Here is a 24,954-nt window from a genome sequence, read left to right as displayed (position 1 = left end):
GAGAGCAGGTGACCCGCATGGAGATGGCCTGCTACGAGTGCGGTGAGGTGTTCGAGGCGAAGCGGGACACGGCCCGGTACTGCTCGACGCGCTGCCGGGTCCGCGCGCATCGCAAGCGGAAGACCGAGATGCCCGAGTCCGTGAAGCAGGCGACCGCCTCGGCCGTCGTCGGCCGGTTGATGGACGAGGACGAGGAGTCGCCGCGTGAGGCGCCGGCGGAGGGACGCGTCATCGTCGACGACGTCCCGATGAGCGTCTACCAGGCGACGCAGGACGAGCTGCGGAAGGCGGGCAAGGTCGGCACGGTCGCCGGCCAGTCCGCGCTCGCGCTCGCGGCCCGCATCGACAACCCGGCCCTCGACACCGGGTCGGCGCTCGCGGGCATGGTGAAGCAGCTCGAGGCCACGCTGGCTGGGGTGCTCGCGGACAAGGACGACGGCGGGGACGAGCTGGACGAGTTGCGTCGTCGTCGTGAGGAGCGTCGTCGTGCTGCTGGCTGATCCGGGTGCTCTGGTGCGGCCCCTGTACGAGTCGCTCCCGGAGCGGGTGGACACGTACGGGCCGGAGGTCGCGGACCTGTGCGACGTGATCGGCTACGGCCCGGACCCTGAGCAGCGGCTCGTGCTGGACGCGATGTTCGGCGTGGACTCGCATGGGAAGTCGACGGCGTTCGAGACCGCGGTGATCGCGCCGCGGCAGAATTTGAAGACCGGTGTGCTGAAGATGGCCGTGCTCGGCTGGCTGTTCATCACCGATCAGCAGCTGGTGATCTGGTCCGCGCACGAGTTCTCGACGGCGCAGGAGGCGTTCCGGGACCTGGAGATCCTCATCGGGGGGTCCTCGTTCCTGTCGAAGCGGGTGAAGAAGGTGCACCGGGCCAACGGTGACGAGGCGATCGAGCTGAAGTCCGGGGCGCGTCTGAAGTTCCGGGCGCGCACGAAGGCCGGCGGCCGTGGCCTCTCCGGGGACAAGGTCGTGCTCGACGAGGCGTTCGCGCTGCAGCCCGACCACATAGGCGCCCTGCTGCCGACCATGACGACCCGCCCGGACCCGCAGGTCGCCCACGGGTCCTCCGCGGGCACAGCGCACTCCGACGTCCTTCGCAAGATCCGCGACCGTGGACGCGCCGGGACCTCGGCGCGCCTGGCCTACTTCGAGTGGGCGGCCGCGCGTCGCGCGTGCGCATCCGAGCAGTGCGACCACGAGCCCGGGAAGTGGGACGGCTGCCAGCTCGACGACGTCGAGAACTTGAAGGCCGCAAACCCCCTGCTCGGCCGCGTCCGCCCGAACGGCACCGGCCTGACCGTCGAGTACCTGCGCGCCGAGCGCGCCGCCTTGCCGCCGGCCGAGTTCGCACGCGAGCGGATGGGCTGGTGGGACGACCCCTCCACCTCGGACATCTTCGGTCCCGGCAAGTGGGAGCAGGGCGCCCGCGACGACGTCGAGCGCCCCACCGACATGACCATGACCGGCCTGGCGATCGCCGTGGCCATGGATCTGAAGACCGCGGCGCTCGTCGGCGCCGGCGTCGACGACACCGGGGCGGTCTGGCCGCGCGTGCTCCAGCACGGGCCGGGCACCGCCTGGACCGTGGACCGCGCCAAGGAGCTGCAGGCCCGCTTCGAGCTGCCCGTCGTGATCGACGGCAAGGGCCCCGGCGCCATGCTCATCCCCACCCTCGAGCGCGAGGGCGTGAACCTTCACGTGGCCACCACGAACGACGTCCTCGACGCGTTCGCGAACCTGCGCTCGCGGGTCTCGGACGGGGCGCTGCTGCACACGCCGGCGCTCGAGCTCGACGCCGCGGTAGCCGGCGCGGCCCTGCGCCCGGTGGGTGACCGGTTCGCGATCGGTCGGAAGGCGTCCACCGCGGACGTGTCCCCGCTCGAGGCCGCGTCTCTGGCCTGCTGGCAGGCCACCATCGGCCCGTCGCAGGGACGGTCGGCGTACGACGACGACTCCTACGACGACGAGTTCATGTACGTCTGACCCGAAGGAGACCCGCGTGGCCGTGACGGCGCTCATCCTGTCGATCCTGGCCGTCGCGGCCGTGCTCGGGGCTGTGTGGTTCTCCCCCGCCCGCCGGGCCGCGCCGCCCGCCGACGAGTGGGCGCCGCTGCTGGCCCGCCGCGCCGTCGTGAACATGCACGACGGGACCGCGGTGGACGGTGTCCTCGTGCGCCGCGACGGCGCGCTCCTGGTCCTGCGAGAGGCCGTCATCCACGACGGCGCCTCCGACCACCCGCCCCGGGCTGACGGGGAGGTCGTCATCGACCGCATGCAGGTCGCGTACCTGCAGTTCCCCACGACCTGAGAGGCGGTGACGCATGGCGTTCGTCGTGAGCCACGGTGAGGTGCGCGGGCTCGCGCGCCCGACGACCTCCGTGCCCCGCTCCCTGCAGATCACCCCCGGCTACACGTCGGACTACGCCGCGATCTGGCGCACCCACGGGTCCGTCCGCACGGTCACCGACTTCCTGGCCCGCAACATCGCCTCCCTCGGCCTGCACCTGTTCGAGCGTGCCGGGGACGCCGACCGCCGCCGCGTGACCGACCACCCGCTCGCGCAGCTGATCGGCCGGCCCATGCCCGGCCAGTACCGGTACGCGTTCGTCGAGGCACTCGTCCAGGACATCGCGATCTTCGACCGCTACCTCGCGGTCAAGATGAAGGGCACCGACTCGGACGCCCCGCACGCACTCGTGCGGATCCCCCCGATGATCTGGGAGCCCGCCGGCGACGACTGGACCGGCCCCACCGAGTTCCTCGTGCGCGGCAACCGCGGCACCCGCACCTTCACGCGGGACCAGGTCGTCTACATCGGCGGCTACTCCCCGGCCGGAGAGCTCGGCGGCGTCCCCGCGATCGAGTCCCTGCGCTCCGTGCTCGCCGAGGAGCACGAGGCCGCGCTCATGCGCGCCCAGACCTTCCGCAACGGGGCCCGCGCCTCCGGCTACCTCGAGCGCCCCGTCGGCGCCCCGCCCTGGTCCGCGGCCGCGCACGCCCGCTTCAAGGCGGCCTGGCGCGCCCAGTACGCCGGCTCCGGCGCAGACGTCGGCGGAACGCCGATCCTCGAGGACGGCATGAAGTTCACCGCCGCCCAGCAGTCCGCCAAGGACCTGCAGTACATCGAGTCGCGCAAGCTGACCCGCCAGGAAGTCGCCGCGGCCTACCACATCCCCCCGCCCATGATCGGGCTGATGGAGACGGCCACGTTCGCCAGCCTGAAGGAGCAGCACAAGAGCCTCTACACGGACACGCTCGGCCCCTGGCTGCAGCGCATCCAGCAGGCGCTCGCGGCCAACCTCCTGGACGACTTCGGCCCGGAGTCCGCTGGCATGTACCTCGAGTTCAACATCGAGGAGAAGCTGCGCGGCGCGTTCGAGGACCAGGCCGCCCAGCTGCAGACCTCCACCGGCGCCCCGTGGATGACGCGCAACGAGGCCCGCGCGATGCGGAACCTGCCGGCCGTCGAGGGCGGCGACGAGCTCATCGTCCCACTCAACGTTCTCGCGGGGCCGTACAGCGGCGACGGCAAGACCGAGGTCGACGGTGGCACCGCTGTTCAGCAGGCCACAGGTCACACCCCGGCCGACATTCGGGCGCTTGTGGACGCGGCTGCTGTGCTCATCCGGTCGGGCTTCGATCCGGAAGCCGCGCTCGTTGCGGTGGGCCTGGATCCGATCGAGCATCTGGGCCTCCTGCCAGTCACCGTGCAGCGCCCGCTGGATCCGGACGGTGAAGTAGACCAGGACGTCCAGGAGGCGCTGAAGGCCATGTTCGCGTCCCGCCGCAAGGCCGGCGGTGTCGTCGAATATGAGCTGAAGGCACCGGCCGGGGACACCATCCCGGCCGAGGAGACCGACCCGCTCGCCGCCGTGTTCCGCTCCCACTTCAAGCGCCAGCGCGCCGCCATAACCTCGGCCACTGGCGCGAAGTCCCCCACCTGGTGGGACGGGAAGCGGTGGGACGCCGAGCTCGCCGAGGACCTCCTCGACGCCGGCTCGGACCTCGCCACCACCGCCGCCCGTGACGTCCTCACCGGCATGGGCCTCGACCCCGACCAGTACGACACCCCCCGCACCGAGGCGTTCCTGGCCAAGGTCGCCGAGCGCATCGCCTCCCAGGTCAACGCCGCCACCCTCCGCCAGATCGAAGCCGCGCTCGCGGACGACGACGAGGACGACGAGGACGACGACGTCGACCCGGTGGGGCACGTGTTCGACGTGGCCGAGGAGTCGCGCGCCGGCCAGGCGGCCATGACCGCGGCCGCCACGTTCGTGGGCTTCGGCATGGCCGAGGCCCCTCGGCAGGTGGCGCCGAAGGCCACGAAGCGGTGGGTCGTGAACTCGTCGAACCCCCGCGCCTCCCACGCCGCACTGGACGGCGAGGAGGTCGGGATCGAGGAGGACTTCTCCAACGGCATGCCCTGGCCGGGCAGCTTCACCGGCGACCCCGAGGACGTGGCCAACTGCCAGTGCTCGCTCGTCATCATCCGCTGACCGAGGAGGTCACCATGCGCATCAAGACCGTCCCCGTGGGCGAGGTGAAGGCCGGCCCCGACGACGGGCTGGCCGAGGGCGAGTTCATCGTCTACCCGTCCACCTTCACCCGTGAGCCCGACTCGTACGGCGACGTCGTCGCCAAGGGCGCCTTCCTGGACACGATCCAGCAGTGGAAGGACTCGGGGAACTCCATGCCGGGCCTGTTCGGGCACCGCATGGACGACCCCGACTTCTTCGTCGCCTACGCCCTGGAGATGGGCGAGGACGAGCACGGTTGGTGGGTCAAGGGCGCGTTCGACATGGAGTCCCCGAAGGGTCCCCACGTCTACCGGCTCGTCAAGGGCCGCCGTCTGAACCAGCTGTCCTTCGCGTTCGACACCCTCGAAGAGGGCGCCGTCGAGCTCGAGGACGGCAGCAAGGCCAACGAGCTGCGCAAGCTCCGCGTCCACGAGTTCTCGTTCGTGCCCATCGGCGCGAACCAGGACACCTCCGTCGTGGCCGTCAAGGGGATCGTGGACGGCCTCAAGGCCGGCCGCGTCCTCTCCAAGGCCAACGAGACCTCGCTCCGCGAGGCCCGCGACGCCATCGACTCCGTCCTGTCCTCCCTGCCCGACGAGGGCGCCCAGGAGAACGGCGACGGCACCAGCGACCAGGACCAGGCCAGCGGCACCGGGAAGGCCAACGACGAGGGCGCCCAGCGCGTCAAGTCGGAGGAGCCCACCGGCGCGCCGTCCGCTCGCGCCCTGGCAGCACAGGCCCTGGACCTCGAGGTCCTGGGCTGACCACCCCCTGAACCGCGCCCCACGGGGCGCACCCATGCCAAGGAGGCACACATGTCGAAGCTCAAGCAGCTTCAGGAGGCGGCTCAGGCGGCGGCGAAGGCTGCCCGCGAGACCGCCGAGAAGGCCGACCGCGAGGGCCGCGCCCTCACCGACGCCGAGCGCACCGAGTACGACCAGCACATGGCCAAGGGCCGTGACCTGCTCGAGCAGATCAAGGTCGCCAAGCGCGACGCCGAGGTCCTCGACCAGGCCAAGTCCCTGGCCCAGGAGATCGGCGGCTACGCCGTCGACGACATCGAAGGGCAGAAGGACGCCGGCACCCCCACCCAGCGGGTGAAGAACCTCGGCCTCGAAGTCATCTCGAGCCCGCAGTTCAAGGCCATGATGAAGGGCTTCACCAACTCCGACGGCACGGTCCGCATCCCGGACCGCACCCAGGTGAAGTCCGACCCCATCCACGTGAAGTCCCTCTTCACCGGCGCCTCCGGCACCTCCGCCGGCGCGTTCGTCACCCCGGAGCAGACCGGCATCATCGAGATGCTCGGCCGCCGCCCCCTGACGATCCGCGACCTCATCTCCGTCCGCCGCACCGGCTCGGACACCCTCGAGTACGTCCGCCAGACCGCGCACACCAACGCGGCCAAGCCCGTGCCCGAGGCCCAGTCCGCCGCGCCCATCGACGGCACCACCGTCACCAACGTGATCGGCGGCCTCAAGCCCGAGGGCTCCTGGGCCTTCGAGCGCGTCTCCACCTCCGTGAAGACCATCGCCGAGTGGGTGCCCGTCACCAAGCGGGCGCTCGCGGACGCGGCGCAGCTCGAGGACCTGATCCGGGACGAGCTGTCCAAGGACATCGCGGAGGCCGAGGAGGCGCAGATCCTCACCGGTGACGGCGTCGGGGAGAACCTGACCGGCATCCTCTCGACCTCGGGCATCCAGTCCCAGGCGTTCGACTCCGACGTGTTCGTCTCGGTCCGCAAGGCGATCACGAAGGCCCGCACCGTGGGCCGTGTGGTCCCGAACGCGGTCCTGATGAACCCGCTGGACGTCGAGACCGTGGACCTGGCCCGCGAGACCGGCGGCCGTTTCTACGGTGCCGGCCCGTTCGCGATGGGCCCGCGGACCCTGTGGTCCCTGCCGATCGTGGAGTCCGAGACGATCGCCGCGGGCACCGCGGTGGTCGGCGACTTCTCGAAGGCCGTGCTCTGGGACCGCGAGGACACCACCGTGACCTTCTCGGACTCGCACGCGGACTTCTTCGTCCGCAACCTCGTGGCCGTCCTGGTCGAGGAGCGCGTCGCGTTCGGCGTGACCCGCCCGGCCGCGTTCGTGAAGACCACGGTCGCCGGCTGACCGGTGGCCCCCTGACGGCCCGCCCCGCACCCGCGGGGCGGGCCACCCCCAACCACGACCCCGAGGAGGTCACCATGGCTGGCCTGAAGCCCTACGAGATCACCAACGAGAACGGGTTCGCCACGACGTTGCTGCTCTCCGAGCATGACGCTAAGCGTCGCGGCCTCACCGAGGCTGACCAGCAGGAGGCCCCGAAGCCCGCCCGCCGGCGCCGCTCCGCGCCGAAGCCGGCGAACAAGCAGGGCCCTGCTCCGCAGGACAAGGCCCCCGCCGACGCCGGGGCCGACGCTGACGGCAAGGCTGACGGCGCCGGTTTCGAGGCGTTCGAGACCACCGCCGACTGACCTGGGAGGAGGCGCACGTGAACCGCTCGAGCAACGACATGATCGAGGCGTCTGACCTGGTCGGCTTCGCGGGCGCCCCCTACCAGCAGAAGGCGGTGGACGCCGCCGTCGGCTCCATCCGGGCCGAGTGCGAGTGGCACATCGCCCCGCAGCGCGAGGACACGTGGACGCTCCGCACCGGTGGCTCGGACACCCTGGTGCTGCGCACCCTGCGCGTCGTCGAGGTCAAGGCGCTCGCCTCCCCTCACCGCCAGGGCCTCACCCCGGCCGACGTCTACGACCTCGGCGACGGCGTGCTCCTCATGCCCGGAGGCTGGCCCGACGTCGTCACGATCACCGTCCAGCACGGCTTCGACGAATGCCCGGACGAGCTCCTCGCCCTGATCGCCGACCGCGCCCGCGCCACCGTCGGTGGCGGGCGCGTGAAGAGCGAGTCCATCGGTGGCCGCTCCGTCACCCTCGAGGGCGGCATCGACCCGGCCACGGACACCGTCCTGTCCCGGTACATGCTCGGCGGGAGGGTCTGACCATGCAGCTGATGACCGAGACGTGTGAGCTCGTGCTGCGCGGCGAGTCGGCCGGGTACGACGAGTACGGGGTGCCGGTGCCGGCGGAGCCGCGGCGCGAGTCGTGGGCGTGCTGGTACGAGCCGCGGGGCTCGTCCGAGGACGTGGTCGCGCAGGAGCAGCAGATCGACGGCCTGTGGATCTACCTGCCGCTCGACGCCCCCCTCGGCGCGGCGGACGCCGTGATCGTGGCCGGGGCCCGGTACGAGGTCGAGGGTGAGCCTGGCCGCCAGCCGGGCGGGTTCATCACCCCGGGCTTCGTGAAGGCCGCCCTGGGGAGGGTCCGTGGCTGAGGTCCGCATCGGCCCCGAGCTCATGGCCAAGGCATGGGCCCACCCTGGGATCCTGCCGGCCCTGCAGGCCAAGGCCAACGGCATCGCGGCCCGAGCGCAGGCGCTCGCCGCAGCCGAGGACGTGCCGATGAACGTCACCACGGTGGCCGGCACCCGCCCGCGAGGCCGCCAGTACGTCAACGTCGTCGGCGACAACGCCGAGCAGGAGTGGGGCTCGTCCCGCACCGGGCGCCGCCGCATCCTCGGCCGCGCCGCCGAAGGAGGGTGACCCGCATGTGGCCCGACGTCGAGAAGGCCCTCGTCGCCTACCTCTCCCGCGCTCTCGGCGTCCGCGTGTCCGTCGCGACTCCCCCCGACCTGGAGCAGCTGCCCGGCTTCGTCCGAGTCACCCGAGGCCCCGGATCGGACGACGGCGTCACGGACGCCCCCGCGATCGACGTCGAGGCGTTCGCCCCGACCCGGGCCGCGGCCCGCGAGCTGGCCGAGCGGGCGAGGCAGACCATGCACGAGCTCAGCGGGCGTCGTGCCGGCGCCGTGCTCTTCGACTCCGTGCGGACGTCGTCCGCCCCGTCGTGGGTCGACTGGGGCAACCCGGCCGTCCACCGGTACGTGGCCGTGTACGCGGCCCGCTTCCGCCGCTACTGACCCCAGCACCCCTGAACATTCACCTCTAGGAGGACCCCCTCATGGCGACTGCCACCACCGGCACCTTCGACACCCTCAAGGGCCACGACAACACCCGCATCCGCAAGATCCTGGAGATGGCGCTCTTCGCCAAGCGGTGGGATGCCTCGGACCAGGCCCCCACCCAGATCTGGGACGGCACCCAGCTGACCCTCCCGGCCGGCTACGTGCCGATCGGGCACACCACGAAGGAGGACGGCGCGACCTGGTCCCGTGAGCAGGAGACCTCCGACGTCACCTCCCACGGCTACGCCGAACCGACCCGCCGCGACATCCTCTCCGACGTCATGGGCCTGCAGTTCACCGCGCAGGAGACCCACCTGACGACCCTGGAGATGGACAAGGGCGTGGACCTGTCCGGGATCACCACGGACGCCAAGGGCAACGTCATCATCGACAAGCCCTCCCGGCCCGCGCCGCTGCTCTGGCGCGTCCTGGCCGTCGGCAAGGACGGCGACGGACCCGACGCCCTCTACGTCGTCCGCTGGCTCCCGCGCGCCCAGGTCTCCGAGAACGCGGAGCAGAAGTGGTCCGAGGACGAGGAGCTGCGCTACGGCCTGACCTTCACCGCCTACAACGACCGCGCCGTCGGCACGGCCATGCGCGAGATCTGGGGCGGCCCCGGCCTGAAGCACGAGGACATGGGCTTCCCGGCCCCGGGCTCCGCCTGACATGAGACCGGGCGGCGCGGGCATCAGCTGGTGGGCCGCCCGCGCCGCCCCTTCCATCCCTGGCCCACGACGACATGGAGGAACCCATGGCCGACAAGCAGACCCCCCTCGTCTCCCCCGACGGCGAACGCCAGTGGACGCCCACGTCCCCGACCGAGCGCACCAACCTTCTCGCCCAGGGCTGGAAGCCCCAGGGCGCCCCCACGGCCGACGACAAGACGGCCACGAAGAAGTCCTGACCACCCCCGAGCGAAAGGCCCACCAGCCATGAGCAACACCACCTTCAAGACCTGGGACCAGTACACGGCCGAGGCCGCGCACGCCCCCTTCGAGCTGGCCGTCTCCAAGGACGAGACCATCTCCATCCCCGCCCCGACCGGCGCCGCCCTCATGCAGTGGGCCCGCGCCTACCGCACCGGCGACATGGAGGCCATGCTCATCACCCTCTGCGGCACCGAGTGGGCGCGCATCGAACCGCTCCTCGCCAAGGCCCCGTACAAGGCCATGGAGGCGCTGATGATGGACATCATGGTCCACTTCGACCTCCCCGAAGAGCACGAGCTCGTCGGCCCCGGCGGCGGCAAGCGCTTCGAGAAAGACCCCCGCCGCATCCGCACCCTCATCAAGCAGGGGTGGCGCCCCGTGGGGGAAGCCCCCTCCCGTCCCTGATCGCCCTCGTCGACAGGTACGGGCCGCACATCGAGTGCGACCTCCTCGCCACCTACGGCGTGGACCTCCTGGACGTCTTCCGGGGGGTCCACACCTGGCGCCGCCTCCACGCCCTCATCGAGGGGCTGCCGCCGCGCTCGCGGCTGGAGCTGGCCCGGTGGGAGGACGACGAGGTGGTCGAGGCGTACCTCGACCAGATCCCCGACCGCGCCGGCCCGCCGCGGCTGTCTGAGTACGGGCCGGTCGAGCAGCGGCTGGACCGGCTGACCGGTGGCGTGGAGGCGCTGTTCGCGCTGGTGGCCGGCGTCGTGAAGGCCAAGCCGACCCTGCCGCCGCCGGCACGCCCGGCGGAGACCGCTGTGCAGAGGTCTCGGCGTCGTCGCGCGGCCGCGCGGATGGCTGCCCTGCAGGCCGAGGCCACGGCGGCGATCGGACGTACCCCAGCATCCTGACCCGAGGAGGGCACTATGGCGCAGGCTAACGAGGCCATTTGGCTGCCGGTCCTCCCGTCGTTCAAGGACTTCGGACCCGCTCTGGTCACCGGGGCTGGTGGCGCGGCGGACAAGGCCGGGGCGCAGATTGGCCAGCGGTTCGGCAAGGCCCTCACCGTGGGCATCGCCGCGGCGGGCGCCGGCGCGATGGCTGCGGGGGCGTTCCTGTACAAGGTGGGTGAGGTCTTCGACGACGTCACGGACACCATCCGTGTCGGCACGGGCGCCTCGGGTGAGGCCCTGGACGGCCTGGTCGACTCCGCTAAGCGGGTAGGCCAGAACGTCCCGGCCTCGTTCGAGCAGGTCGGGACCACGGTCGCGGACATCAACACCCGCATGGGCCTCTCAGGCGAGACCCTGGAGACGGTCGCCTCCCAGTACCTCGAGGCGGGCCGCATCCTCGGCGAGGACGTGGACATCAACAAGACCTCGGCCGCGTTCAACGCATTCGGGATCGAGGGCGAGGCCGTCGTCGGCGCCATGGACCACTTGTTCCAGGTGTCCCAGGCCACCGGCGTCGGCATGAATGAGCTCGCGGGCACGGTGTCAGCGAACGCCCCGGCGATGAAGGCACTCGGGTTCTCCTTTGAGGAGACCGCCGTGATGGCCGGCTCACTGGACAAGGCGGGCCTGAACTCGAACAAGATGATGGCCGCCATGTCCAAGGGCCTGGTGACCCTCGCTAAGGACGGCGAGGCCCCGCAGGAGGCGTTCAAGCGGGTCATCGGGGAGATCGAGGGCTTCATTGCCTCCGGCGACGAGGCCGCCGCGCTCGAGCTCGCGGGCAAGGTGTTCGGCACGAAGGGCGCTCCCCAATTTCTCGACGCCCTGAAGTCCGGGGCGCTGAACCTGGATGACCTTACGAAGGCGGCCGGGCAGACGTCCGACTCGATCCTGGACGTCGGCGCGGAGACGATGGACTTCGCGGAAGCCTGGCAGCTGTTCAAGAACAACGTGCTCGTGTGGCTCGAGCCCATGGGCGCCGCCGTGTTCGGTGCCCTCGGCACCTGGATGGGCGTCGCCGTGGACGCCGTCGGCGCGTTCATGGACGCGTGGGGGCGGGCCGACGGCACCATCACCCAGGGTGGGCTGCTCGGCTTCATGGAGGCACTCGCGGCACGGGTGCAGGAGGTCTACGGCTGGTTCCAGAACAGCCTGATCCCCGCGCTCGCCGCGTTCGGCGGCTGGGTGCAGCAGAACAGCTCCTGGCTGGGGTTCCTGGCCGTCGCCCTGGGCGCCGCGGGCGCCGCCGTCGGCATCCTCGTGGGCGCGTTCAAGGCATGGGCGGCCATCACGAAGGCAGTGACCGCCGCCAAGCTGCTGCTCGCTACGAGCTTCGCGCAGCTGAACACCGTCATGGCCGCGAACCCCATCGGGGTGGTCATCGTCGTGCTGGCTGCACTGGTGGCCGCCGCGATCTACGCGTACCAGAACTTCGAGTGGTTCCGGCAGATCGTGGACGGTGCATGGAATGGCATCAAGGCCGCCACGCAGGCCGCGTGGGAGGGCGTGATCCGCCCCGCGTTCGAGGCCATCAGCACCTGGATCACCGGCACCCTCGTGCCCGCGTTCATGACCTTCTGGCAGGGCGTCATCGTCCCCGCCTGGGAAGGCATCTCCGCGGCTATCTCCGCGGCGTGGACCGGCATCATCCTGCCGGCGCTCTCGGCGTTCGGGTCGTGGGTGACCGGCACACTCGCGATGGCCGTCATGTGGCTGTGGCAGAACGTGATCGTCCCGGCGTGGTCGGGCATCTCTGCGGCCATCTCGGCGGCGTGGACCGGCATCATCCAGCCGGTGCTCTCGCTGCTCGCGACCGGTTTTCGAGGGTGGGCCAGCGTCGTCATGTGGCTGTGGCAGAACGTGATCGTCCCGGCGTGGGCGGGCATCTCCGCGGCCATCTCGGCGGCGTGGACCGGCATCATCCACCCGGTGCTCTCGCTGCTCGCAGACGGCATCCGCGGGTGGGCCAGCGTCGTCATGTGGCTGTGGCAGAACGTGGTCGTCCCGGCGTGGGCGGGTATCGCGGGGGCGGTGTCCGTCGCCTGGTCGATCATCTCGGTGGTGTTCGGCGCGCTTACGTCTGGGGTCGGGGCGATCATCAGCGTCGTGCAGGCGGTGCGTTCTGCGTGGTCCACTGCCTGGTCGGCCATCGCGTCGGCCACGGGTGCGGCATGGGCGGCGGTCAGTGCCGCTGTCTCCTCTGGCGTGTCGGCTGTGACTGGGCTCGTGTCGGGCCTGGTCTCGGGCGTGCTCGGCTTCTTCTCGTCGCTCGGCTCTGGCATCGCGTCCTCAACGGCATCTGCGTGGGGAGCGGTCAAGAGCTTCGTGTCCTCCGGCGTGGCGGCTGTGGCCGGGCTCGTGTCGGGTCTGGTCTCGGGCGTGCTCGGCTTCTTCTCGTCGCTCGGCTCTGGCATCGCATCCTCGACGTCGGCAGCGTGGGCAACCGTCAAGGGCTTCGTGTCCGGCGGAGTGTCGGCCGTCATGGCTTTCGTGTCGGACATGGCGGCTCGGGTGCTCGGGTTCTTCTCGTCGCTCGGCTCGGGGATGCGCACTGCCGCGTCCGGGGCGTGGGATGTCGTGAAGAGCCTCTTCTCCGGTGGCACGTCTGCTGTGCGCGACGTCGTCTCAGGCTTCGTGTCACGCATCACCGGATTCTTCGGGGACCTGAAGACGAACATCGTCAACCGGTCCCGTGAGGCAACGGACGGGGCGAAGGAGAAGTTCGACTCCGGCCTCCAGGCGCTGCGCGGGATCGTGGACCAGAGGATCAACGACGTCCTGGGCTTCTTCCGGGACATGCCGCGCCGCATCAAGGAGGCCCTGGGTGACCTGGGCAACCTGCTGCGTGGCTCCGGTGAGGCGCTACTGAACGGCTTCAAGTCCGGTATGGAGTCGGCCTTCGGTGGAGTCAAGGAGGCCGCGAAGAGCGGCCTCGAGTCGGTGCGCCGGCTGTTCCCGTTCTCGCCTGCGAAGGAAGGCCCGTTCTCGGGTCGCGGGTACACCACGTACTCGGGCCGGGCGCTGTCCCGCGACTTCGCGGACGCGATCGCGGGCGAGGCGGGATACCTCGAACGGCAGGCCGAGACATTCATGTCGTCCGCGGACCTCACGGCGACCCCCTCGCTGGACGCGGGCTCACTCGCCGCCGCGTCGGCGTCCCTCGGATGGGGGGCGTCGGCGTCCGCAGCCCCAGCGGACCCGTCCGCCGGGGCAGGGTTCGGCTTCCCGTCTGAACTGACGCTGGTGCTGGAGGACGGGACAGCGTTCCCGGCCTACCTGGCGCAGCGCACGGACGCCCGGATCCGGCAACACGTGGACGGGCTGGCACAGCCGCTCCGGCAGCACGCCGGGGCATGACCACGGGCGGCCCCAGAGCGGGGCCGCCCGGCAACGTTGAGGAGGGCCCATGGCGTGGTCGGGTGCAGGTGCGTGGGCGTCCGTGTCGGGGCGGCGGATGCGGCTCATCTGGTCGGCGACGATGTCGCCGTCCACGGTGACCGCGTCGACGTCGTCGGTGTCCGTGACGGTCACGCACACGCTGCAGACCTCCGCGGCGATCGACGACCCGTCGACCGCGTTCGTCCTCTCCGGGGGGCTGGGCGCGTCGACGACGTCCCCGCACGTGCGGATCAGTAGCCTGTCCGGCGGCTCGCAGGTCGTCTCGACGCGCACGGTGTCCGTCCCGCTTGCGTACGGCAAGGCGCAGACCTTGTCCTGGTCGGCGAGCATGTCCGGGCTGGCGTACATCCCGACGACGGCGAAGGTCTCCGGGTCCGTCCCGGTGCCGGCCCGCCCTCTGGCTGCCCCGGTGGCGCCGTCGGGCGTGCAGGTCACCCAGACCTCGGACACCCGGCACGTCATCAACTGGACGCGGAACAGCCCGGGCTCGGCCTCAGCCCCGTACCAGAACCTGGTGATCCAGCGGTCCGCGGACAACGCGACCACGTGGAAGACCGTGGCCACCGTCGGCAACGTGTCCTCCTGGACGGACACCACGACCACCGCCGGCCGCCGCTACCAGTGGCGGGTGGCCGCGAAGAACACGGGAGGCACCTCCGCGTACGCGGCCTCCCCGACCGTGTACACCACCCCGGCACCCCCGACGTCCGTGAAGGCCGTCCGTCAGGGCCTGGACGTCCTCGTCTCGTGGGTCAAGTCCATCTCCCCGCACACCCGCTCGCGCCTGGCATGGCGGCAGGAGGGCGGCGCCTGGCAGTACCCCGGATGGACGTCCACCGGCACCTCGTACGTCATCAAGTCCCCCGACCCGTCCCTGCCTCTGCAGTACGCGGTCCTCGCCGAAGTCGACACACAGGGCAAGACCCTCACCTCGGCCTGGGCGCACTCCCCCTGGGTGCAGCTCCTCGCCCCACCCGCGGCCCCCACCAGCCTCTCCCCGGCGCTCGCGGATGCGGCGCTGCCGATCACCCTGTCGTGGCGGTACAACACCGCAGATTCCTCGGAGCAGTCGGCTCGGGAGATCCGGTGGCGGCCGGGGGGGACGAGTGCCTGGAATGGGATCCCGAAGGCGTCCGCGTCAGACACCACGCATGTGGTTCCGGCGGGCCTATGGGAGCCCGGTGTCGTGGAGTGGCAGGTCCGGACGTGGGGTGCTCACGGGGACCCGTCCCCGTGGTCGGTGCTGCAGCTGACGCGGGTGGCGCAGGCCCCGTCGGTGACGATCACCTCCCTGCAGGATGGGCCGCTGGCCGCGTCACAGGCGAAGATCGCCTTCGACTTCTTCGCCCCGGAGGGCGAGGAGCAGGCGGCCGGGTCAGCGCAGATCCTCGACGACGAGGGTTCGATCATCTACCAGCGCACCTGGGAGCACGCGTCGCGTGGTCTGACGCCGCCGGTCCGGTTGCAGGACGGCCGCTCCTACGTGATCCGTGTGCGGGCCCGGGCGGCGTCTGGCCTGTGGTCTGAGTGGGACCAGGTCACGGTGGCCGTGGATTACCCGGAGCCGCCTGTGGGTGTGCTCACGGCGGAGTGGCTGCCGGACTCGGCCGCGGTCATGCTCACGGTGGTGGTGCCGCCGCCGGCTGAGGGTGAGGCGGAAGCGTCGTCGGTGGAGATCTGGCGATCGGTCGACGGGGCGCCGTGGTCGCGGCTGGCCGTGGGCCTGCCGGTGGACACGGCGCTCGTGGACCCGACCCCGCACACGTCCCGCACGACGGCGTACCGGCTGACCACGGTCTCGGATCTGCCTTCCACTGCGGAGGCGGCGCCGGTGCTAGTGGCCCCGGACCCGGAGGGCTGGATCTGGCTCAACGCGGGGCCGGGCTGGTCGCGTCAGGTGCGGATGCGGGACAACGCGCGCACGGGGCCGTCATGGTCGCGCGCCTCGGAGCGGCACCACATGGCCGGGTCCAAGCTGCCGATCGCGGTCCGTGGTGAGCAGGTCGACCACGCGGTGAGCGTGTCGGTCCGGCTGGCCCCGAACCCGGACGGCGGGTGCACATACGAGGAGCTCGAGCAGTTCCTCGCGGACGCTGACCTGCCGATCCTCTACCGGGACGCGAAGGGCCGCCGCTGGTTCGCGGACATCTCGGAGGTCTCCGGCAGTGAGGAGCGGATCCTCGAGGAGGCGTCCTTCACGGTGTACGAGATCGACCATGTCGAAGCGGAGGCGGAGGCGGTGGAGCAGTGACGGATCAGCTGCACCTGATCGACGCCCCCGAGTGGGGGCCGGCCGCGGTGGACCTGCTGGCCGGCTCCCGCGACGTCGAGTGGATCTACGAGCTGGTGCACGCCCGCACGAACAGGTTCATCCGCACCCTGCGTGGGGTGCGGGACTTCCGGTTCGAGAACAACGTGAACGCCACGATCCGCTCGGGCGGGTCCTGCACATGGCAAGGCGCCGAGGACATCGACTGGATGGAGCACCGCCTCCGCGCGCACCAGCGCATCAGCCACCGCGGGCAGTCCCTGCAGTGGACGGTGGGCACGTTCATCGTGGAGTCCCCCACCCGGGTCCTCACGGACAAGACGCGTGCCGTGCAGGAGCTGCAACTCCTCGACGCCATGTACCGGCTGGACGTGCAGACCTCCACGGTCTCGGAGTGGGTGGCCCGCAAGGGCTCGAACATCATCGACACGGTCCGGCACCTGCTGAACCGGCAGGGCCTCAAGCACGCGCTCGAGGACGCCGACGAGGTGTTCGCCTCCCAGATGTCCTGGGAGGCCGGCACCACGTACCTGCGCATGGTCAACGACATGCTCGTGGCCGCGAACTTCACGGCGATCTACGCGGACCCGCAGGGCGTGCTCCGCGCCGGCCCGGCCCGGGCGGCGACCTCCCGCGGGATCGCGTGGACGTTCCGGGACGACTCGACGGCCATGCGGTACGCCCCCGAGGTCACCCACAACCGGGACACCTACAGCATCCCGAACGAGGTGGTGCTGATCGCCCGCTCGGACGACCCGGACACGCTGCCCATGTCCGCGTCCGCTCGGGACACGTCGTCCCCGTACGGGACGATGCGCCGCGGCATGGTCATCACCAAGGTCGAGGAGGTCGACGCGGCCTCCCAGGCGATCCTGCAGGCGCGCGCGGACCTCCGCTTGAAGGAGGTGCAGCGGCCCGCCAGCACGTTCACGTTCCAGCATCTGCCGCTGCCGCTGGAGATGTCCCAGGTGGTCCGGTTCGTGCGCACCCGGCACGACGTCGACGTGCTCGCCGTCATCGAGAAGACCAGCTTCGACGACGGCACGGGCCTGGCAGAGACGACGGTGCGGGAGGTGGTCTCGTGACGAGGAACCCGATGGCCGGCCTGGTGCAGGCGCTGGCCGGCCCGCAGGAGGCCGCGAAGACACCGGGGCTGCGCGTCTCGGACGGCGTGGTGGTGTCCACGAACCCGGTGCGTGTGCGCCAGGCGGGCGCCGACCTGTCCACGGACCCGCTCGCCCCGCTTTCGCTCGTCCCGGCCGCGGATCTGCCTGTGGGCGCCCGCGTGCTGCTGCTGCACAGAGGCACCCAGAAGATCCTTCTGGGCCGCACCTACCCGCTCTGACCAGGAGGCCCATCATGCACACGTACGCGCCCCGCGTGATCGCGGATCAGGCAACGGGCCGGCCCCTGGCCGGGGTACGGGTGGCCGTGGAGGACGCCGAGACCGGCGCCCCCGTCCAGCCCTACCGCGACGGCGCCCCCGTGCAGCTCGTCACCGGATCCCACGGGCTCATCACCGAGTGGCAGACCGACGAGACCACCCGGCGGGTCGCCCTCACCGCGGGCCCGGTCCGCCTCACCCAGTGGTGTGAGGAGCTCGTCGGCGCATCCGGGGAGGCCATCACCGAGCTCGAGCGCCTGACCACCTCCCACGTCGAGCGGTCGACGTCGGGCCGGCTCGTCTTCGCGCAGGGCACCGGCACCGTCCCGGTCACCCGTACCTCCACCGGCCGCCTGGTGGTGAGGGCATGACCCGCGTCCTGATCGACTGGGGCGGCCGCGGCACCGTCGTCGTCGCCCGCACTCACCTCGAGGTCGACGGCGCCCGCATCCACCTGCCCGACGGCCGCCTCGAGCACATCGACGGCCCCACCGTCATCGACCTCGACCCCACCGATCCCGGCGAAGCGTGGCGCATCCGCCATTACCCGGAGCGGCGGACCCCGTTCACCTGGTGGGTCCTCGTCCCCGAGACCGACGACGACGCCCCACCGATCCCCGCGACCGGCCTGACCCGCATCGACCCGGCCACCCTTCTCCCCACGACCGGCCCCGACCAGCCCGCCTGGACCGCCGCGCTCAACGCCGAGCGCACCGACCGCACCACCGCCATCGACGCCCTACGCGCCGCGCTCGCGGATCTGCCGGCCACGTCGGCGTCGGTGTCGCACATCGCGGTCACCGACGGCGGCCGGCTCGCGCACCGTGCCGGGGGCACGACCACCCTGACCACCACCACGTCCGGCCGTCTGGCCGTCGTCCGCGCCCCAGGAGGCACCCATGGCTGAGAACCCCGAGGACCTGATCGTCACCGACGCCGAGCTCCGCCGGCAGCTGCCCGCGCTCGCGGAGGAACTGGAGATCGGCGGCTCCGGTTCTGGTATTGAGGAGGTGTCGGGCACGGTGACCCTGGACGCCTCGGGCCCGGCGATCCGTGAGTTCTGGTCCACGGGTGCGACCACGTTCAAGGCGAACGGGGCGGACACGCTCATCAGCTCGGCGACGGCCACGGTGTGGCGGCGCACGGGCTCCGGCTCATGGGGCTACCAGACGGTCCCCGAGACGTGGACCACGCCCACTCTGACGCCGGATACGACGGCACCCACGGCGGGTGTGCTGTCGCTGACCGTCACGGACGTCAAGGCCGACCTGAGCGTCTCCGGCGCGTCTGACAACCGAGGTGTCACCGGATACTCGTTCTCGAAGGACGGCGGCACGACCTGGACGAGCTGGCAGGCTGGCCCCTCGTACACGTTCACGGGCCTCACCCCGAACACGGCGTACTCGTTCCGCCACCGGGTGCAGGACGCCGCTGGCCTCACTGCCTCCGGCGTCGCACTGTCAAAGACGACGCTGGCACAGGCTCCGTGGGGCTCGTCCTGGTCGGACGACTTCAGCGCCCCGGACGGCACGCCCCTGGTTGGCCGCGTCATGCCGCAGGGCACGCCCGCGCTCACCTACCAGCAGGTGTCCACAGCAGCCCCCACAATTGTGAGCGGGCAGATCGCGTCCCCCGGCACTGGCGGCAAGGTTTTCTCGGGCGGATCGGTTGTGTCCGTGAACAGCGCGCTTGTGGATGTGGGAAAGTCGGAGCGGGTGCTTGTCGAGGCGTCGTGGACGTCCGGGGCGACCCACTCCGAGGGCCTCCTGATCCTCGCCTACTTCACTTCCCCCACGGTCGGGCAGGGCCTCCATCTCGCAGGCACGACGTATCAGAAGTGGTACGCATTCGACCCGAATCAGGCGTACCCGGGGATTGCGGGCTTCATCGCGGACCTGTCGACCCCCTACCCGGGTGACGGCCCGCAGTTCAACCAGCCTCACACCATGAAGGCCGAGCTGAAGCGAACCGGCACCACGGCCACCCTCACGCTCACTGTGGATGGCGTGGAGAAGCTCACGGACTATGCGCTGCCTCCCCTGAAGTCCACGGGGACCATGTTCGGCGTCAGCCCGTCTTCGGACTCGGTCGCCGTCACGTCCTGGAAGGTGACCGCCGCATGAGCCTCCTCGCACTTCTGACCGCACTCAAGGCAGACACGCAGCCAGTCACACCCGGACCCGAGACCAACGTGGACCCGGCCACCCTCACCACGCTTCGGCAGGTCGCTGACAACTGCGCATGGTGGCGGATCGCCGGCACCGCAGATAAGACGGACGGTCTCACCATCGTCACTCGCCATACCATGCGGGCGTCCGCCAAGGGGCTTCGCATCCGGCAGGGCGTCCACGGGTGGGCGGGCGCGGACGCTGGGATCACCGGCAAGGCCCTCCTCGTGGTGCGCGGCGCATATCACCGTCTCACCTGGGGCGGGTCGGAGACGGTGACGATCCCGCGCCTGGAGTTCCGTACCTCCGACCCGCTGAACGAGTCCGTGGTCCTCGCAGCTGGCGAAACGTTCTACACCGTCTGGGAGGCTTCCCCCGGGTCCGCGTACCCGAGGGGCGAGGTGCGGAGTAGGACCCCTCTTCAGTCACGGTACTTCGGGCCGTTTACGGGCGGCCTCGGGCTGCTCGATCAGTCCAGCCTCTCCGGGGCACCCAGTCTGATCCTCGGCAAGACGAACACGGCGTCGAAGTCCATCGTGTGCCTCGGGGACTCCATCCTCGAGGTCGGATGGATGCGCCGCGCCGCCGCGTCTACGGGGGCGGCATGGACCGACCTGGGCCAGTGGGCCGAAGGGATCCCCGTTGGTAGCGTCCAGGCTCGCCTGACCCCCGAGGACAAGGCTCTATTCACCCTCGGCCTCACCGAGTACGGGACGAACCACCGCAACTCTCAGGTTCAGGACGTAGCCAACAAGATGGTCGAGTCCTGGACGTGGCTCACGGCTGGTCCTGTATCCCGACTCGGGCAGACCACGATGGTGCCCTACACCAAGCTCTACACCGGTGATGGCGGTGCCGGCTCGCTCGCCACCCTTGACGGGCAGACTGAGACGCACGCTGTCTGGCGCAACACGCTGAACGCCTGGCTCCGTGACGGGGCGCCCATCATCAACGGGGTCGCCGCGCTCACCGGCGGCACGGGCGCTGTACGAGCCGGGCAGGCCGGGCACCCCCTCATCGGCATCTGCGACATCGCCGCAGCCCTCGAAGCGAAGAACTCGCGTGGGGAGACCGTGTGGCGCGTCGACCGGGGGGCCGCCACCGACGATGGGACCCACCCTTCGGTGGTGGGGTCGGATCTAATGGAGCCGGTGGCTGCGAAGTGGCTCACGGACCACCTCTGACTCACCACGCCGTGAAGTCGGCGTCCTCGACCGCGCACGCCTCGGTGCAGAACCGGCCCCGTGACTCTGTGGCGGCCTGCGCTGGCCGGTAGGTGGCGCGGCACCAGTCGCATCGGCGCTCGGAAGGGCGGACCAGGCTGACCAGGCGGCTCCACAGGCTCATGCCCACACCCTAGCGGCCCCCGCCCACACGGCGGGGGCCGTCGTCATTCCCGACACCCCTTGGAGGTGCCCGTGCCTCGTAGCGTGGCTCAGCTCGTTGTCCGTATTCGCCGCTCCGCGTTCCCGGAGATCGTGGCGGTGTCCCTCTCTGCCGCGCTCGTCGCGATCGGCCTGACCTTCGTCCTCGCCCCGGACCGCTTCCAGACGGCCACGTGGGCGCCGATGTGGCAGTTCGCGTCCCCGCTGGCGTGGGCGCTGGCCTCGATCTTCGTCGGGACGCTTTCGGCGCTGGTGGTGCTGCGCTGGCGTGAGCTCGCACCGGCGCCCCTGGTCCTGCAGACGGGGATCTGGGGGACGATCAGTGCGCTCATTACGTGGGGAGCGATGGGTGGCGGCGTCCCGGCCGCGTCCGTGATCTACACGGTGCCGGCGTGGTTGTCTCTGCTGATGGTCGTGCTCTACGTCTCCGAGGCCCGCCATCCTGACCAGATGGCCCACCGATGACCGCCCCCGGGCCCCCACGTCCCCGTCACATCGTCCACGCATGCGTTCGCGATCACGATGTACATCGGCATGGTCATCCTCGGCCTCTCGCACGTCGCCGGGGTCATCTCATCGCGTGCCGTGGAGGAGGTCCTGGCCTCCCCGTGGGAGGAGATCTGGGCTGGCCTGCACCTGATCGGCCCGATCATGGCCGCCACCGGCGCCCTACTGGCCGCGCATCGCAAGTTGCCCATCTACAGCATGTCCGCCGAGCTCGTCGGCTGCACGGTCTTCGCCCTGACGAAGGCCACCTACGTCGTGAGCCTCTTCGTCGTCTACGGCATCGAGGGCGGCCCGTCCACGCAGATCATGGGCGCCGGGATCGCCCTGGGCTGCGCGGCCCGTGCCACCCAGGTCGGCCTCGAGCTGCGCCGTCTCGTGGCTGCCGCTCATGCCACCACCAGCCCGGAGCCCGCCGCCGCGCCCACCGGGAGGTGACCCGCTTGAGCCCTGAGCACGTCGCGCTGCTCATCACCTCCCTCTCCCCGATCGTCCTGGCCCTCATGGCCGGCATCGGGTGGGTCGTGCGGCACCGCATCGAGACGGCGACCGCACCCGGCGCCGAGCCACCCACCACCCAGCACGTCGAGGCGACGGCGCTGCCCCGGGACCTGTACGACGACTGCCGCGAGGACCTTGAGCAGCTCCGCGGAGAGCTGACCACCGAGCGGGCCCGCCGCATCCACCTGGAGGGCATCCTCGCCCGCCACGGCATCACCCCCATCACCCCCACCACCCCCACCACTCCCACGGAGGACTGACCCATGCCCATTCCCTTCCTGACCGGCCTCGGCCGCGTCCTCGACACCGCCGTCGGCCCCGACCGCTGGGAGGGTGTCCCCGGCTGGGAGACCCGCACCGGCTACACCGACCGTGAGGGCCGGCCCCGCGGCTACGACGAGATCTACGGCGCGGTCATCCACACCACGGAGTCCGACGACTCGGCGTTCGCGAAGGCCGCCGCCGGTGACCGCGCGTACCGTGACCCCCAGGCCCCGACCCTCGACGTCGTCGCGGATCGATGGGGCACCCGCGGTGCCCACACCTACGCGATCCTGATCGCCCGCGACGGAACCGTCCGCCTCATCGCCGCCGGGCCCGGCTGGCAGGCAGGGCGCGGGACCTGGCCCACGAAGGTGGCCGGACCCAACCCCGGCGTCCGCGACGGCGAGGCGAACTTCCACACGATCGGTATCTCGATGGACGCGAATAGCTCCGCGTACCCGGTCACGGAGGCGCAGCTCGTGACCCTCGTGAAGATCCTCGCTCAGCTCCGCAAGGAGTGGGCCCCGGACCGTTTCGAGATCATGATGCACGGTGAGTGGCAGCCGGTCGGCTACCCCGGCGCGGAGGGCCGCACCGATCCCACGCGCATCCCGGGCGGCTGGGACGCGATCCGCAAGGCTGTGGCCGCCGGCGCCTGGCCTGTCCAGCCCAAGCCCACCCCGCCCACCCCCGCGGCGACGTCGTCCCGGCCTGCGCCGGCCACCGGCACCTACACGGTTCGCGCCGGCGACACCCTCGGCGGCATCGCCAAGGCCCACGGGACGACGTGGCAGGCCCTCGCCAAGCTCAACGCGCTCGCGGACCCGCACCTGATCGAGGTCGGCCAGCGTCTGCGCGTCCCTGCCCCACCCACGCACACCGTGGCCAAGGGTGAGGGCCTGTGGGGCATCGCCCGCCAGCACGGCCTGACCATCGACCAGCTGGCCAACCTCAACGGCCTCACCCGCACCTCCACCATCCACCCCGGCCAGACCCTCCGGGTCGCCTGAAGGAGAACAGCATGAGCATCTACGCCACGTCCGCGTTCTGGCAGGGTGCCGGGGAGAGGGCGGTGAAGACCTTTTGTCAGAGTTTGCTCGCCATCCTCACCACCGGCGGCGTCGGCCTCCTCGACGTGGACTGGGTCGCTGCCCTGTCCGTCGCGGCCCTCGCCACCATCGTGTCCCTGCTGACGTCGCTCGCCACCCCGGACTTCACTGCCGGCGCCCCCGCCGACGACGGCTACCAGGGCAAGCACGAGGCGCCCGACCCGCGCCACCACGTCGCCGACTGACCGGCCCCACACAGAAGCGCCCCGTCCCAGCATCACGCTGGGGCGGGGCGCTCTTCTGCGTCCAGGGTCAGGCGGCGGTGAGGTGCCCATTCTGACCAGTCGGGTGCCACGTCCCGGCCGGGCGGAAGGTCCCGTCGCTGCCGGCCGTACGGGGGGCCTCGATGAGCGCTTCCAACTGGCGGGCCGCGATGGACAGGCAGGACCAGATCTCGTTGTCCCAGCCGAAGTGGTCAACCATGGCGGTCACGGGGATCTCGTGGACGCTTCCGAACACTTCGAGCCCGTAGACGGAGCCGTCGGCGGCAAAGTCAACGGCCACGGCGTCGCCGTAGCTCACGGTGCGGTCCACGATGCCCTCGCCCAGTCGGGCGTAGCCCAGGCCATACTCCTGGTCGTAGGTGACCTCATGCAGCTTCATGGGGGCCTCTCTTCCTCAAGGGGAGACAGCTCACGCCGTGTCTCCGTATACCCAGGCTGTCACAACTACCACCCGTCCGCCAGGAGGGGCGTCCGCGACAGGCGGAGCCGTGATCACTTCGATGCGCCGTCCAGAGGGCAGGTCTATGAGATGAATCGCTTTGCCGGGGGCATCGCCCGGGCGGGTCTGGATGACGCGGTGAGGGGTGAGAACTTCCCGAACCTCGTCGGCTGAGATGCCACGCTGCGCGAGGCGCTGTCGTACGTGGTTGGCAAGGATGAGCTGCATGAGTCACTCGGCGTCGTCGGTGGGGCCCGTGACTTCGAAGTACAGGTCGCGTACCGGCTCATCTTCGATGAGGATGCTGACCTGCTTGAGGCCCGCCGTCGCGAACTGCACGGGGAGGCCGACGGCAAAGGTGATCCCCACGCGGTCGCGGTAAGGGTGGAGGGCATCCTTGGGGTCGAAGGTAGTGGCCATAGTGATGGCGGGCTCGTCATCGGCTTTGCCAGCGGTCACCGAGACTGCGAAGGGGTCGCCATGTTCTGGAGCACGGAAGCGGCCGGCCACATAGACGGTTGTGGTAAGCGGGAAGCTGGGAACCTCGAGGAGGGTGAAGCTCGCGCCGACGGCCGTCAGGCTGTTGCCTTCGACGCGGGCGTATTCGGCGAGGAACGCATAGTCGAGAGCAGGCTTCTGGGGGGGCGACTTCTCCATGGTCTGAGCCTAGCGCCCGAAGTGTCCACAGGTCCGTGCCACCTCCGGCTGCTGCAGGCTAGGCTGACCAGTGGCGCCGCCGCCATCCCCCCTCCGTGCGGCCGGCGCCTGCCGCGGCCAATCCCGTGAACGCTGCGGCTCCCGCCCCGCCACCTCCCCTGGTGGCGGGGCGGCTTCGTCCGGCCAGGCGGTCTGCACGGGCCGAACCGGCACAGGACCGGCACGACCCCCGTGGATCCCGCGTGATTGCTGGGGAGAGGCCGGTTCCCGGCTTACAGCCGGTCCGTCCC

General features: G+C 70.8%; 32 protein-coding genes. 28 read left to right on the top strand and 4 right to left on the bottom strand.

What is annotated here, in order from left to right:
- The first annotated feature begins 8 nt into the window (after positions 1–8).
- The 23 genes from AUV08_RS10350 to AUV08_RS10245 all read left to right on the top strand — a co-directional run bounded on the left by AUV08_RS10350 (position 9) and on the right by AUV08_RS10245 (position 20,765).
- Positions 9–500 carry a hypothetical protein gene (locus AUV08_RS10350; protein WP_157554179.1) on the top strand — a complete coding sequence of 164 codons (492 nt, stop codon included), beginning with the start codon at positions 9–11 and terminating at the stop codon, positions 498–500.
- Positions 487–1,989: a hypothetical protein gene (locus AUV08_RS10345; protein WP_061867805.1), complete on the top strand. Its 1,503-nt coding sequence runs from the start codon at positions 487–489 to the stop codon at positions 1,987–1,989. The genes AUV08_RS10350 and AUV08_RS10345 overlap by 14 nt, the downstream gene beginning before the upstream one ends.
- Positions 1,990–2,005: 16 nt before the next feature.
- The gene (locus tag AUV08_RS10340) at positions 2,006–2,314 is read left to right on the top strand and encodes a hypothetical protein (RefSeq protein ID WP_061867806.1); all 309 of its coding nucleotides are present in this window, start codon (positions 2,006–2,008) and stop codon (positions 2,312–2,314) included.
- 13 nt (positions 2,315–2,327) lie between these two features.
- A complete protein-coding gene (locus AUV08_RS10335) occupies positions 2,328–4,502 on the top strand; it encodes a phage portal protein (RefSeq protein WP_061867807.1) in 2,175 nt (724 codons plus the stop codon).
- A gap of 14 nt (positions 4,503–4,516) precedes the next feature.
- Positions 4,517–5,287 (top strand): HK97 family phage prohead protease, encoded by a 771-nt coding sequence (locus tag AUV08_RS10330; protein ID WP_061867808.1) that lies wholly within the window; start codon positions 4,517–4,519, stop codon positions 5,285–5,287.
- A 51-nt stretch (positions 5,288–5,338) separates the two neighbouring features.
- Positions 5,339–6,640, top strand: coding sequence for a phage major capsid protein (locus tag AUV08_RS10325; protein ID WP_061867809.1), 1,302 nt, complete (start codon positions 5,339–5,341; stop codon positions 6,638–6,640).
- A gap of 74 nt (positions 6,641–6,714) precedes the next feature.
- Positions 6,715–6,984 (top strand): hypothetical protein, encoded by a 270-nt coding sequence (locus AUV08_RS10320; protein ID WP_061867810.1) that lies wholly within the window; start codon positions 6,715–6,717, stop codon positions 6,982–6,984.
- Between the two features lie 17 nt (positions 6,985–7,001).
- Positions 7,002–7,511, top strand: coding sequence for a hypothetical protein (locus AUV08_RS10315; protein ID WP_061867811.1), 510 nt, complete (start codon positions 7,002–7,004; stop codon positions 7,509–7,511).
- Positions 7,512–7,513: 2 nt separating this feature from the next.
- The gene (locus AUV08_RS10310) at positions 7,514–7,843 is read left to right on the top strand and encodes a hypothetical protein (protein WP_061867812.1); all 330 of its coding nucleotides are present in this window, start codon (positions 7,514–7,516) and stop codon (positions 7,841–7,843) included.
- Positions 7,836–8,111: a hypothetical protein gene (locus AUV08_RS10305; RefSeq protein WP_061867813.1), complete on the top strand. Its 276-nt coding sequence runs from the start codon at positions 7,836–7,838 to the stop codon at positions 8,109–8,111. Before AUV08_RS10310 ends, AUV08_RS10305 begins: the two co-directional genes overlap by 8 nt.
- A gap of 5 nt (positions 8,112–8,116) precedes the next feature.
- Positions 8,117–8,488 (top strand): hypothetical protein, encoded by a 372-nt coding sequence (locus tag AUV08_RS10300; protein WP_061867814.1) that lies wholly within the window; start codon positions 8,117–8,119, stop codon positions 8,486–8,488.
- A 41-nt stretch (positions 8,489–8,529) separates the two neighbouring features.
- Positions 8,530–9,198 (top strand): hypothetical protein, encoded by a 669-nt coding sequence (locus AUV08_RS10295; RefSeq protein WP_061867815.1) that lies wholly within the window; start codon positions 8,530–8,532, stop codon positions 9,196–9,198.
- Between the two features lie 86 nt (positions 9,199–9,284).
- Positions 9,285–9,437 carry a hypothetical protein gene (locus AUV08_RS12005; protein WP_157554191.1) on the top strand — a complete coding sequence of 51 codons (153 nt, stop codon included), beginning with the start codon at positions 9,285–9,287 and terminating at the stop codon, positions 9,435–9,437.
- A gap of 28 nt (positions 9,438–9,465) precedes the next feature.
- Positions 9,466–9,867: a hypothetical protein gene (locus AUV08_RS10290; RefSeq protein WP_061867816.1), complete on the top strand. Its 402-nt coding sequence runs from the start codon at positions 9,466–9,468 to the stop codon at positions 9,865–9,867.
- Between the two features lie 59 nt (positions 9,868–9,926).
- Positions 9,927–10,319, top strand: a complete 393-nt coding sequence (locus AUV08_RS10285) for a hypothetical protein (protein ID WP_157571226.1) — start codon at positions 9,927–9,929, stop codon at positions 10,317–10,319.
- Between the two features lie 15 nt (positions 10,320–10,334).
- Entirely contained in the window at positions 10,335–13,718 is a 3,384-nt protein-coding gene (locus AUV08_RS10280) for a phage tail tape measure protein (protein ID WP_061867818.1), read from the top strand.
- A gap of 49 nt (positions 13,719–13,767) precedes the next feature.
- Complete coding sequence (locus tag AUV08_RS10275; protein ID WP_061873236.1) at positions 13,768–16,011, top strand: fibronectin type III domain-containing protein; 2,244 nt, start codon at positions 13,768–13,770, stop codon at positions 16,009–16,011.
- On the top strand, positions 16,008–17,114 hold the full coding sequence (locus AUV08_RS10270; protein ID WP_061867820.1) for a hypothetical protein: 1,107 nt from the start codon (positions 16,008–16,010) through the stop codon (positions 17,112–17,114). The genes AUV08_RS10275 and AUV08_RS10270 overlap by 4 nt, the downstream gene beginning before the upstream one ends.
- Positions 17,111–17,374, top strand: coding sequence for a hypothetical protein (locus tag AUV08_RS10265; RefSeq protein ID WP_157554194.1), 264 nt, complete (start codon positions 17,111–17,113; stop codon positions 17,372–17,374). The genes AUV08_RS10270 and AUV08_RS10265 overlap by 4 nt, the downstream gene beginning before the upstream one ends.
- 14 nt (positions 17,375–17,388) lie before the next feature.
- A complete protein-coding gene (locus AUV08_RS10260; protein ID WP_061867822.1) occupies positions 17,389–17,784 on the top strand; it encodes a hypothetical protein in 396 nt (131 codons plus the stop codon).
- The gene (locus tag AUV08_RS10255) at positions 17,781–18,320 is read left to right on the top strand and encodes a hypothetical protein (protein ID WP_061867823.1); all 540 of its coding nucleotides are present in this window, start codon (positions 17,781–17,783) and stop codon (positions 18,318–18,320) included. The genes AUV08_RS10260 and AUV08_RS10255 overlap by 4 nt, the downstream gene beginning before the upstream one ends.
- Positions 18,313–19,536, top strand: a complete 1,224-nt coding sequence (locus tag AUV08_RS10250; RefSeq protein ID WP_061867824.1) for a fibronectin type III domain-containing protein — start codon at positions 18,313–18,315, stop codon at positions 19,534–19,536. Before AUV08_RS10255 ends, AUV08_RS10250 begins: the two co-directional genes overlap by 8 nt.
- Positions 19,533–20,765: a hypothetical protein gene (locus tag AUV08_RS10245; RefSeq protein WP_061867825.1), complete on the top strand. Its 1,233-nt coding sequence runs from the start codon at positions 19,533–19,535 to the stop codon at positions 20,763–20,765. Before AUV08_RS10250 ends, AUV08_RS10245 begins: the two co-directional genes overlap by 4 nt.
- A gap of 1 nt (position 20,766) precedes the next feature.
- On the opposite strand, the gene AUV08_RS12000 is transcribed toward AUV08_RS10245, so the two are convergent.
- Positions 20,767–20,928: a hypothetical protein gene (locus AUV08_RS12000; protein WP_157554197.1), complete on the bottom strand. Its 162-nt coding sequence runs from the start codon at positions 20,926–20,928 to the stop codon at positions 20,767–20,769.
- A gap of 83 nt (positions 20,929–21,011) precedes the next feature.
- Here AUV08_RS12000 and AUV08_RS10240 point away from each other — a divergent pair, with 83 nt between their 5' ends.
- The 5 genes from AUV08_RS10240 (at position 21,012) to AUV08_RS10220 (ending at position 23,529) form a co-directional block, all read left to right on the top strand.
- Complete coding sequence (locus AUV08_RS10240; RefSeq protein WP_231865126.1) at positions 21,012–21,431, top strand: hypothetical protein; 420 nt, start codon at positions 21,012–21,014, stop codon at positions 21,429–21,431.
- A 69-nt stretch (positions 21,432–21,500) separates the two neighbouring features.
- Entirely contained in the window at positions 21,501–21,908 is a 408-nt protein-coding gene (locus tag AUV08_RS10235; protein WP_231865125.1) for a hypothetical protein, read from the top strand.
- A gap of 5 nt (positions 21,909–21,913) precedes the next feature.
- Entirely contained in the window at positions 21,914–22,231 is a 318-nt protein-coding gene (locus AUV08_RS10230; protein ID WP_061867828.1) for a hypothetical protein, read from the top strand.
- Positions 22,232–22,234: 3 nt separating this feature from the next.
- On the top strand, positions 22,235–23,245 hold the full coding sequence (locus tag AUV08_RS10225) for a LysM peptidoglycan-binding domain-containing protein (protein WP_061867829.1): 1,011 nt from the start codon (positions 22,235–22,237) through the stop codon (positions 23,243–23,245).
- Between the two features lie 11 nt (positions 23,246–23,256).
- The gene (locus AUV08_RS10220) at positions 23,257–23,529 is read left to right on the top strand and encodes a holin (RefSeq protein ID WP_084776594.1); all 273 of its coding nucleotides are present in this window, start codon (positions 23,257–23,259) and stop codon (positions 23,527–23,529) included.
- Between the two features lie 67 nt (positions 23,530–23,596).
- Here the strand turns inward: AUV08_RS10220 and AUV08_RS10215 are convergent, their stop codons facing one another.
- The 3 genes from AUV08_RS10215 to AUV08_RS10210 are packed head-to-tail and all read right to left on the bottom strand — an operon-like array spanning position 23,597 to position 24,664.
- Positions 23,597–23,947 carry a DUF2283 domain-containing protein gene (locus AUV08_RS10215; protein ID WP_061867830.1) on the bottom strand — a complete coding sequence of 117 codons (351 nt, stop codon included), beginning with the start codon at positions 23,945–23,947 and terminating at the stop codon, positions 23,597–23,599.
- Positions 23,948–23,977: 30 nt separating this feature from the next.
- Positions 23,978–24,235, bottom strand: coding sequence for a DUF4258 domain-containing protein (locus AUV08_RS12415; protein ID WP_084786018.1), 258 nt, complete (start codon positions 24,233–24,235; stop codon positions 23,978–23,980).
- A gap of 3 nt (positions 24,236–24,238) precedes the next feature.
- Positions 24,239–24,664 carry a hypothetical protein gene (locus AUV08_RS10210; RefSeq protein WP_061867831.1) on the bottom strand — a complete coding sequence of 142 codons (426 nt, stop codon included), beginning with the start codon at positions 24,662–24,664 and terminating at the stop codon, positions 24,239–24,241.
- Between the last annotated feature and the right edge of the window lie 290 nt (positions 24,665–24,954).

The organism is Micrococcus sp. CH7, assembly GCF_001595485.1.
In the GTDB taxonomy this organism is placed as follows: Bacteria; Actinomycetota; Actinomycetes; order Actinomycetales; family Micrococcaceae; genus Micrococcus; species Micrococcus luteus.
Note: the sequence above shows the minus strand (reverse complement) of the source record. Positions and strands in the feature narration are given on the sequence as shown.

Excerpts from the sequence above, each read along its gene's own strand:
- AUV08_RS10335 (WP_061867807.1), top strand. The coding sequence starts at position 2,328 with ATGGCGTTCGTCGTGAGCCACGGTGAGGTGCGCGGGCTCGCGCGCCCG.
- AUV08_RS10330 (WP_061867808.1), top strand. The coding sequence starts at position 4,517 with ATGCGCATCAAGACCGTCCCCGTGGGCGAGGTGAAGGCCGGCCCCGAC.
- AUV08_RS10325 (WP_061867809.1), top strand. The coding sequence starts at position 5,339 with ATGTCGAAGCTCAAGCAGCTTCAGGAGGCGGCTCAGGCGGCGGCGAAG.
- AUV08_RS10320 (WP_061867810.1), top strand. The coding sequence starts at position 6,715 with ATGGCTGGCCTGAAGCCCTACGAGATCACCAACGAGAACGGGTTCGCC.
- AUV08_RS10310 (WP_061867812.1), top strand. The coding sequence starts at position 7,514 with ATGCAGCTGATGACCGAGACGTGTGAGCTCGTGCTGCGCGGCGAGTCG.
- AUV08_RS10300 (WP_061867814.1), top strand. The coding sequence starts at position 8,117 with ATGTGGCCCGACGTCGAGAAGGCCCTCGTCGCCTACCTCTCCCGCGCT.
- AUV08_RS10295 (WP_061867815.1), top strand. The coding sequence starts at position 8,530 with ATGGCGACTGCCACCACCGGCACCTTCGACACCCTCAAGGGCCACGAC.
- AUV08_RS12005 (WP_157554191.1), top strand. The coding sequence starts at position 9,285 with ATGGCCGACAAGCAGACCCCCCTCGTCTCCCCCGACGGCGAACGCCAG.
- AUV08_RS10290 (WP_061867816.1), top strand. The coding sequence starts at position 9,466 with ATGAGCAACACCACCTTCAAGACCTGGGACCAGTACACGGCCGAGGCC.
- AUV08_RS10280 (WP_061867818.1), top strand. The coding sequence starts at position 10,335 with ATGGCGCAGGCTAACGAGGCCATTTGGCTGCCGGTCCTCCCGTCGTTC.
- AUV08_RS10275 (WP_061873236.1), top strand. The coding sequence starts at position 13,768 with ATGGCGTGGTCGGGTGCAGGTGCGTGGGCGTCCGTGTCGGGGCGGCGG.
- AUV08_RS10260 (WP_061867822.1), top strand. The coding sequence starts at position 17,389 with ATGCACACGTACGCGCCCCGCGTGATCGCGGATCAGGCAACGGGCCGG.
- AUV08_RS10255 (WP_061867823.1), top strand. The coding sequence starts at position 17,781 with ATGACCCGCGTCCTGATCGACTGGGGCGGCCGCGGCACCGTCGTCGTC.
- AUV08_RS10250 (WP_061867824.1), top strand. The coding sequence starts at position 18,313 with ATGGCTGAGAACCCCGAGGACCTGATCGTCACCGACGCCGAGCTCCGC.
- AUV08_RS10245 (WP_061867825.1), top strand. The coding sequence starts at position 19,533 with ATGAGCCTCCTCGCACTTCTGACCGCACTCAAGGCAGACACGCAGCCA.
- AUV08_RS12000 (WP_157554197.1), bottom strand. The coding sequence starts at position 20,928 with ATGAGCCTGTGGAGCCGCCTGGTCAGCCTGGTCCGCCCTTCCGAGCGC.
- AUV08_RS10235 (WP_231865125.1), top strand. The coding sequence starts at position 21,501 with ATGGTCATCCTCGGCCTCTCGCACGTCGCCGGGGTCATCTCATCGCGT.
- AUV08_RS10225 (WP_061867829.1), top strand. The coding sequence starts at position 22,235 with ATGCCCATTCCCTTCCTGACCGGCCTCGGCCGCGTCCTCGACACCGCC.
- AUV08_RS10220 (WP_084776594.1), top strand. The coding sequence starts at position 23,257 with ATGAGCATCTACGCCACGTCCGCGTTCTGGCAGGGTGCCGGGGAGAGG.
- AUV08_RS10215 (WP_061867830.1), bottom strand. The coding sequence starts at position 23,947 with ATGAAGCTGCATGAGGTCACCTACGACCAGGAGTATGGCCTGGGCTAC.
- AUV08_RS12415 (WP_084786018.1), bottom strand. The coding sequence starts at position 24,235 with ATGCAGCTCATCCTTGCCAACCACGTACGACAGCGCCTCGCGCAGCGT.
- AUV08_RS10210 (WP_061867831.1), bottom strand. The coding sequence starts at position 24,664 with ATGGAGAAGTCGCCCCCCCAGAAGCCTGCTCTCGACTATGCGTTCCTC.